This is a genomic window from Phytoactinopolyspora endophytica (genome assembly GCF_004138495.1).
Lineage (GTDB): Bacteria > Actinomycetota > Actinomycetes > Jiangellales > Jiangellaceae > Phytoactinopolyspora > Phytoactinopolyspora endophytica.
In genome coordinates this window covers 32,500-39,918 of the sequence record NZ_ML142859.1, presented here as the reverse complement: position 1 = coordinate 39,918, position 7,419 = coordinate 32,500, and the positions used below count along the sequence as shown (strand labels likewise).

Genomic DNA, 7,419 nt, shown 5'->3' with positions numbered 1-7,419 from the left:
TATGGTGCTCTTCGTACTTCAGGTGGGGATGACCTTGTCGAGTCCGCCGCCGATGAGGAGCATCCGTAGCCGGTAGTTGTCGCGGTTGCGGAAGCCGCGGGCGATGCGGCGGTGAAGCTCGATCAACTTTCGCGGGCATCTTCGTGTCAGGCACTACGTGACTAGAGAACGACCCGCACAAACTCATGGAGCGACACATCCATGACTCACACCCGTCCGGGCGGGTCTCAACTGGGTGTCGTTTCAGCTGAAATGTCCGGCCAAGCTCTGGGTATCAGTCATCGAACTTCAGCTGGAAGACCTCGAACCCGGCCGCATACCGGCAGCCCAGACGGGTGCCGGTCTGGCGCGCGAAGCCTTCAAGGAACTCTGCCGGGTCCATCGTACCGTCGCCCAATCCCGCCAGATAGGCAGCGTGCGCGCGCAACGACTCAACGCCCTTGTCGAACGTGTCCGTGGTGTCCACCGCGTGCCGGCCGTCCGGCGACGCCCCTGCCCACACCGCGCGCACGCCGTCCCAGGGCTGAAACCCCTCGTCCAGCAGCTCCCGGAACACCCACCGGTTGCCGGCGTCGCGAACGCCGTCGATCACGGCGCGTCCGGCGGCGATGTGATCGGCCTGGTTCAGGAAGACCCCACCGTAGGTGTCCCGGAAGTTGCCCGTGATGACGATCTCCGGTCGATGCCGGCGGATCACCCGGGAGATATCCCGCCGCAGCGGCAGCCCGTACTCGATGACGCCGTCCGGGTATCCCAGGAACTCGACCTGATCGACCCCGACGATCCGAGCGGATTCCCGTTGCTCCTGCTCACGTAGTGGTCCGGCCTCCTCGGGAGCGATCCCGTCGATCCCGGCCTCGCCACTGGTGATCATCACGTAGGAGATCTTCTTGCCCTGTCCCGTCCAGCGGGCGATGGCCGCCGCGCCGCCATACTCGATGTCATCGGGGTGCGGCACGATGACGAGTCCAGTTGCCCAATCCTCCGGGAGCGGCTCCAAGGGTTCCAGAGCGGCTTCGGCGTCCGTCACTGCGATCCACCTTCTCACTAGGTCTCTGACTACCCGGGTCAGCACCGACGGTGCTCGGCGCCCATCATGTTCCAGCCAGGCCGCCGCGTCCACGTTCTGCCGTGTCCACGTTCTGGCGCTACACCTCCCACGTCGCCCCCGGAGAGGCGGCCTGTACCGGCCCGTCGTAGACGGCCCGGGCCTCGGTCACGGCGTGTTCCGGGTCTCCCCACGGCGGCACGTGAGTGATCACCAGTCTGCTTACCCCGGCCTCCGCCGCGTGCTCACCGGCCTGCCGCCCGGTCATATGCAGGTCGGGCGGGTTGTCGTCGCCCTCGCGGAAGGCGGACTCACACAGGAAGAGGTCGGCGCCACGGGCAAGCTCGGCCAGCGCCGGAGTCGGTCCCGTGTCGCCGGAGTACACGAGTGCGCGCCCTGCGTGCTCCAGCCGGATGGCATAGGCCGGAACAGGATGCGCGACGCGAGCCACCCGGACCGTCAGCGGACCGACGTCGAACTCCTCATCCGGGTACGCGTGGAAGTCGAACTCCTCGGACATGCCCGGATCGGGAACCTCACCGTAAGCCGTGGTCAGCCGCTCAGCCGTGTTCGCCGGCCCCCAGACCGGCACCCGCCGGCGGGGCCGCTTCGGCCCGTATCGGAGTGCGACGTAGTAGCCACACAGATCCATGAAGTGATCCGGGTGCAGATGGCTGATGAGCACCGCCTCGACGCCGTCGAGTCCCTCGTAGTCGACGTGCCGTTGCAGCTCACGGAGCCCTCCGTTGCCCAAGTCGACCACGATGCGTGCACCGTCCGCCTCGACCAGGTAGGCCGACGCCGCCGACGTCGGTCCCGGCAGAGAACCGGAACACCCCAACACGGTGAGCTTCACGCCCGCCTCACCTCGCCCCATCTGGATATCGTCGTGTCTTCATGACGACACCGCCTCGCGCCCGACGACCGGAATCTCGCTGGTCTCCTCGACGATCGCGATCTCTGGCCCAAGGAAACGGTGGCCGAGCTCGCTGAACGGCCGAGGGTCACCGGTCGATCGGAACTGGTGCTGCGGCGGTGGCAGTGTGTCGTCGCGCATGAGGCCAGCGTCGGCCAGCACCCGGTAGACGTCTTTGGCGGTCTCCTCCGCGCTGCTGACCAGGGTGACGGCCTCGCCCATGACGTAGGAGACGACGCCGGTGAGCATCGGATAGTGGGTGCAGCCCAGCACCAGCGTGTCGACACCGTCGTCCCGGACGGGCTCGAGGTATTCGCGCGCCACACGCTCCAGCTCGGCACCGTGGGTGATGCCCTTCTCGACGAACTCGACGAAACGAGGGCACGCCTGGGAGGTGATGCGCAGGTTCGGCGCCGCCGCGAACGAGTCCTCGTATGCCTTGGAGGTGACCGTCGCTCGGGTCCCGATGACTCCGACATGCCCGTTGCGGGTGGCGGCGACCGCACGCCGGACCGCGGGCTGGATCACTTCGACGACAGGTACCTCGTATCGCTCGCGGGCGTCGCGCAGTACCGCGCTGCTGGCTGAGTTGCAGGCGATGACGAGCATCTTCACCCCCTCGGCGACGAGGGTGTCCATCACGTCCAGCGCATACGCGCGCACCTCGGCGATGGGGCGCGGACCGTACGGCCCGCGCTCCGTGTCACCGACGTAGAGGATCGGCTCGTGCGGCAACTGGTCCAGCACGGCGCGCGCCACGGTGAGGCCGCCGACGCCGCTGTCGAAAATCCCGATCGGCGCGTCGTTATGGCCGTCGCTACTTAGAGGTCGCGGAACGTGACTCATCGATCCACGAGATTACGACGTTCCAGTCGCTGCCGGGGCCAAAGGTGTCGAAAGACACGCAAGATCGTGGGGTATGGCTACGCCCAGAGCTGGCCGTCCAGCTTGTCCTCGGCGTCGTCGAGCGTGCCTTCGTAAGCGCCCGTGGACAGGTATTTCCAACCGCCGTCGGCGACCACGAATGCGATGTCCGCCCGCTCGCCGGCATTGACGACCTTGCGGGCGACGCCAAGCGCCGCATGTACGACGGCGCCGGTCGAGATACCGGCGAAGATCCCCTCGACTTCGAGGAGCTCCCGGGTCCGCTTGACCGCGTCGCGGGGGCCTACGGAGAATCTCGACGTCAGCACAGACTCGTCGTAAAGCTCCGGGACGAAGCCCTCGTCGAGGTTGCGCAGCCCGTAGACCAGCTCCCCATAGCGGGGCTCCGCGGCGATGACCTGTACGCCCGGTGTCTTCTCCCGCAGGTAACGACCCACGCCCATGAGGGTCCCCGTCGTGCCCAGGCCGGCGACGAAATGCGTGATCTCCGGGAGGTCGTCCAGCAGTTCCGGGCCCGTCGTCTCGTAGTGCGCCGCTGCGTTTCCGGGGTTGCCGTACTGGTACAGCATGACCCACTCCGGATGCTCCGCGGCCAAGCCCTTCGCCACCCGGACGGCTTCGTTGGATCCGCCCGCAGCCGGCGACGGGATGATCTCGGCGCCCCACATCCGCAACAGCTGCCGTCGCTCCTCGGACGTGTTCTCCGGCATGACGCAGACGAGCTGGTAGCCCTTCAGCTTGGCGGCCATGGCCAGCGAGATACCGGTGTTGCCGGACGTCGGCTCCAGAATCGTGCACCCGGGCGTGAGCTGCCCCGATGCCTCAGCAGCTTCGATCATCCGCAACGCCGGGCGATCCTTGACCGAACCGGTCGGATTGCGATCCTCGAGCTTGGCCCACAGCCGTACGTCCGGCGAGGGGGACAGCTTCGGCAGCCCGACCAATGGGGTGCGGCCGAGCGAGTCGAGCAGAGAGTCGTAACGCATCAGCCGCTCCAGTCTCCTAGGCGCGGCGATCGCCACGCCACCGCTGCGCTCACGGCGACCGGCTCAGTGGCCGTGGCCGAGATCACGAGCCCGGAACCTCCTGGGCGGCGGAGCCACCGGCGACCGCGGGAAGGACCGTGACTGAGTCGCCGTCTGCGATCGGCGTTTTCAGCCCATCCAGGAAGCGCACGTCCTCGTCGTTGACGTACACGTTCACGAAGCGGCGCAACTCGCCGTTCTCGATCAGCCGCTCGCTCAGCCCCGCATGGCGGGACTCGAGGTCATCGACCAGCGCGGACAAAGTGTCGCCTTTGCCTGCCACGGTCCTGGCGCCTGACGTGTACTGACGAAGGATCGTGGGGATACGAACCTCGACGGCCATCGAACATGCTCCCAACGGTCTCGGTTGACTCTCGCGTCATCGTTACCTAGCGCAACAGACGCGGCCCCCTCATCATTCCTTATGGCGCCCATAGCCATAACTATGGGCGCCATGCGGCCGTCAGGAGGGCCGTCAGCTGAGGATCTTGACCTCTTCCTCGGTGACGTCGCCGTCCACGATGCGGTACGAGCGGAACTCGGCTTCGCCCTCATCGCGGGTGGAGACCAGGACGTAATGCGCGTTCGGCTCGGACGCGTACGAGATATCCGTCCGCGACGGGTACGCCTCGGTGGCGGTGTGGGAGTGGTAGATCACCACCGGCTCCTCGTCGCGATCGTCCATCTCGCGGTAGAGCTGCAACAAGTCCATCGAGTCGAACTCGTAGAACGTTGGCGACCGGGCCGCGTTGAGCATCGGTATGAACCGTTCCGGTTCGTCCGAGCCGGCGGGCCCGGCGATGACGCCACAGGCCTCGTCCGGATGGTCCTTGCGTGCGTGAGCGATGATGGCGTCGACAAGGTCGCGGCGTATGGTCAGCACGCCGCCAGCCTACGCAATGCCGTGGACTCCGTCGGCCCTGGCGTGCTTCAGGCAGCCGTGATCCAGGCGGGACGAGGCCGACCGTGGTACCCGCGATACCACCGATAGTGCCTAGGGCAGCCGACTCGGTGAGAAACACGGACGCTCAATCCGGCGGAGCACGGCGAGCTTGTCCGGGTTCGATACGAGGAAGATCGCTGCGATCTTTCCGTCCCGGACGCCGAACGTCAGCGCCTGGTACATGTCGGCATCGCGCAGCACCGCACCCGGCGAACCGTTGAGCTCGAGCGGGATGATCGCCGGGCGCCGCTTTGTCCCGTAGACGCCGACGAAGAACCGGACGCATTTGTCGACGCCGACCACGGCGTTCCGTGCTGCCCGCACCTTCCCGCCGCCGTCCGACCAGGTCACGACGTCGTCGTGCAGCACCGCCCGGAGCGCGGCGAGATCCCCGTCGCGGGCCGCGGCGAGGAACCGCTCAAGCAAAGCCGCATGTTCGCGCCGGCTTGGCGTGAACCGCGGCGCGCTCGCCGCGAGCCGGTCCGAGGCACGACGGTAGAGCTGACGGCAGTGCTCCGCAGTGCGCTGCACGATCTCGGCGATCTCCGCGTACGGCACGTCGAACGCCGAACGCAGTACGAACACTGCCCGTTCGACCGGGTCGAGCCGTTCCATCAGGTAGAGCGTCGCCGTCGCGAGCGTGTCGCGCTGTTCGACGCTGTCCAGCGGGTCCGAGGCGGAGTGCTCGGTGGGAACCGGTTCGGGCAGCCACGTCCCGACGTACGTCTCCTGCTTCGTCCGGGTGCGCAACCGATCGATGGCCAGCCGGGTCACCATCCGGCTGAGATACCGGCGTGGCTCGTGCACCTCGCGGCGCTCGATCGCGCGCCAGCGCAGGTAGGCGTCCTGGAGGACGTCGTCGGCATCCGACGACGACCCCAGGATGCGATACGCCACGCCGTACAGCATCGGCCGATGGGCGACGAGCTCACCAGCGGCGTCGCCGACGGTGACGGTCATACGCGCGTCGGCGGCTGCTTGTGTGTCGCGACCGAGGTGCGGTTCCATACGTTGATTGTCGCTATGGCGAGGAGTATGTCGGCAAGCTCCTTCTCATTCCAGAAGGATGCCGCCTGGTCCCAAACCTCCTCGGAGACACCATGCGGCCCCAGTTCGGTCACCTCATCGGTAAGCGCCAAGGCGGCCCGTTCCTGCTCCGAGAAGAACGGCGCCTCCCGCCATGTCGCGACCGCGAACAAGCGGCGGCTGTCCTCTCCTTCGGCCAAGGCGTCCCGGGTGTGCATGTCGACGCAGAACGCGCATCCGTTGGTCATCGAAGCCCGCAGCTTGATCAGCGCCAGCATCTGGTGATCCACGTTGGCTCGCACGTACTTGTCCAAGTTCAGAACCGCCCGATGGCCCTCCGGGGCAGCAGTGGCGATGTCCATACGCTGTGTCACGCTCATCCGTCCTCCTCGTCGTTCGTCTGTTGACACCAGAACGACGGAACGACGACGCCCCGGCGTGACAGATCCACGCGTGACCCGCCTCACACCCGTAGAGCCCGCCTGTTCACGCACCCAGCAGCGGCAGGCGCATCAAGTTGCGGCGGCCGCTCTCCAGGAAGCCGACTCGCTGATTGACCGCCCGCATACCCGTGTTCGCGACGGCGCACGTCACACCGACCGTATGAAGGTCCGGCCGGGAGGTTCGCAAACGAAGGATCAGATCGGCTTTGATGCAACTGGCCAGGCCGCACCGACGGTGATCCGGGAGCACGACGGTGTCATGCTGATCGCCCTCCACCGACGTGCCTGCCGAGATCTCTGTGAACGCCACGACCTTCCCATCGAGCATCGCGGCCGTCACCCACAGCGCCTCCCCACGCTCGGCCCGTTCACGCTCAGCCTGACGAACCAGTGCCGCCGTCCACGGCGGCACTTGAGGCGGATGTCTGTTCGGCGCGTCGGATACGAAGCGCTTCGCATGCGCATAGGAGTCGAGGAGCGCATCGGGCGCCGGATCTCGCCAATGAACGAGTCGGTACCTTGCGGGAGCAGCGGAGGCCAACCGGGCCAACTCAGCGGAGTCGAGATCATCGAGCTCGAGCACATAGTCCACGAGCTCGTCGCCGACGACCGCACCATGCTTAGCCGCGAACTCCGCACCCTCAGATCCGACCACGGCGATCGCTTCGACCACCCGACCGCCCACCGCACGCAGATCGGAGGTCACCTCATACAGCAACCATGATCCAAGGCCACGACGACGATGTGCAGGCTCGACGTGCAGCCGAATGAACCGTGCCGCCGGCTCCGATCCTGGGCCGGCCGAGGTTGACGCGACCCGCTCGGCACGCGCTCGAATCTCCCAGCCGGTGCGAACCGCGTCCGTCGGCCGGATGAGCCTATATCCCACGACCGTCGCCTTCGCATCCCACGACATCACGTTCGCGGACGGCAGCCTGAGATTCAAGCACGCTGGACGCGAATACGGCGGCCCAGCCCTGCATGCGTGAACGCCAAGGATCGTCCGCATCCAACGAGGTACTGATAGCTGCCGACCTCACCGAGTATTGCCTTATAGACAGAATCAACGCCTTGTTGAGTCTGACTGACTCCTGATTCCCACCGACGTTGTCGGTGGTGGTTGGTAGCGTGTG

At 66.6% G+C, this 7,419-nt stretch carries 9 protein-coding genes; all 9 read right to left on the bottom strand.

The window, feature by feature from the left end; all coding sequences use genetic code 11:
- Positions 1-274: 274 nt before the first annotated feature.
- On the bottom strand, positions 275-1,030 hold the full coding sequence (locus ELR45_RS20340) for a PIG-L deacetylase family protein (RefSeq protein WP_205856945.1): 756 nt from the start codon (positions 1,028-1,030) through the stop codon (positions 275-277).
- 118 nt (positions 1,031-1,148) lie between these two features.
- Entirely contained in the window at positions 1,149-1,904 is a 756-nt protein-coding gene (locus ELR45_RS20335) for an MBL fold metallo-hydrolase (protein WP_129667999.1), read from the bottom strand.
- Positions 1,905-1,943: 39 nt separating this feature from the next.
- Positions 1,944-2,810: a glutamate racemase gene (murI, locus tag ELR45_RS20330; protein WP_129667998.1), complete on the bottom strand. Its 867-nt coding sequence runs from the start codon at positions 2,808-2,810 to the stop codon at positions 1,944-1,946.
- A 77-nt stretch (positions 2,811-2,887) separates the two neighbouring features.
- On the bottom strand, positions 2,888-3,835 hold the full coding sequence (locus ELR45_RS20325; RefSeq protein WP_129667997.1) for a PLP-dependent cysteine synthase family protein: 948 nt from the start codon (positions 3,833-3,835) through the stop codon (positions 2,888-2,890).
- 82 nt (positions 3,836-3,917) lie between these two features.
- A complete protein-coding gene (locus ELR45_RS20320) occupies positions 3,918-4,217 on the bottom strand; it encodes a MoaD/ThiS family protein (protein WP_129667996.1) in 300 nt (99 codons plus the stop codon).
- A 132-nt stretch (positions 4,218-4,349) separates the two neighbouring features.
- Positions 4,350-4,757, bottom strand: coding sequence for a M67 family metallopeptidase (locus ELR45_RS20315; protein WP_129667995.1), 408 nt, complete (start codon positions 4,755-4,757; stop codon positions 4,350-4,352).
- Between the two features lie 111 nt (positions 4,758-4,868).
- Entirely contained in the window at positions 4,869-5,825 is a 957-nt protein-coding gene (gene sigJ, locus ELR45_RS20310) for an RNA polymerase sigma factor SigJ (protein WP_205856944.1), read from the bottom strand.
- Complete coding sequence (locus tag ELR45_RS20305) at positions 5,774-6,223, bottom strand: carboxymuconolactone decarboxylase family protein (protein WP_205856943.1); 450 nt, start codon at positions 6,221-6,223, stop codon at positions 5,774-5,776. The genes sigJ and ELR45_RS20305 overlap by 52 nt, the downstream gene beginning before the upstream one ends.
- A gap of 106 nt (positions 6,224-6,329) precedes the next feature.
- Positions 6,330-7,202: a GNAT family N-acetyltransferase gene (locus ELR45_RS20300; protein ID WP_240759970.1), complete on the bottom strand. Its 873-nt coding sequence runs from the start codon at positions 7,200-7,202 to the stop codon at positions 6,330-6,332.
- Positions 7,203-7,419 lie beyond the last annotated feature (217 nt).